Here is a 275-nt window from a genome sequence, read left to right as displayed (position 1 = left end):
CCCACAAGAAGGGTATCATCCCCTTCTCCGCCATCCAGCGAGTCGTCGCCGTCGCCGCCCTCAAGACGGTCGTCGCCCAGTCCTCCTTGCAGGATATCATTGCCGAACCCGCCCAGCAGAACATCCTGACCGTCCTGCCCGAACAGGCCGTCATCGCCATTGTCGCCGTGCAGAACGTCATCTCCGGCATCCCCGTGCAATGTATCCGCATCAAAGCTTCCTCGCAGGGTATCATCACCCTCCCCGCCGCTCAGAAGATCGGTACCGTCCCCGCC

At 62.5% G+C, this 275-nt stretch carries 1 protein-coding gene; it reads right to left on the bottom strand.

What is annotated here, in order from left to right; all coding sequences use genetic code 11:
• Positions 1–227: calcium-binding protein (locus Q4550_RS24735; protein WP_369290144.1), on the bottom strand; the 227-nt coding region annotated here is incomplete at its 3' end.
• Positions 228–275: the final 48 nt, after the last annotated feature.

Origin of the sequence: Anaerobacillus sp. 1_MG-2023 (assembly GCF_030547345.1) — a bacterium.
Classification (GTDB): Bacteria; Bacillota; Bacilli; order Bacillales; family Guptibacillaceae; genus Guptibacillus; species Guptibacillus hwajinpoensis_B.
Note: the sequence above shows the minus strand (reverse complement) of the source record. Positions and strands in the feature narration are given on the sequence as shown.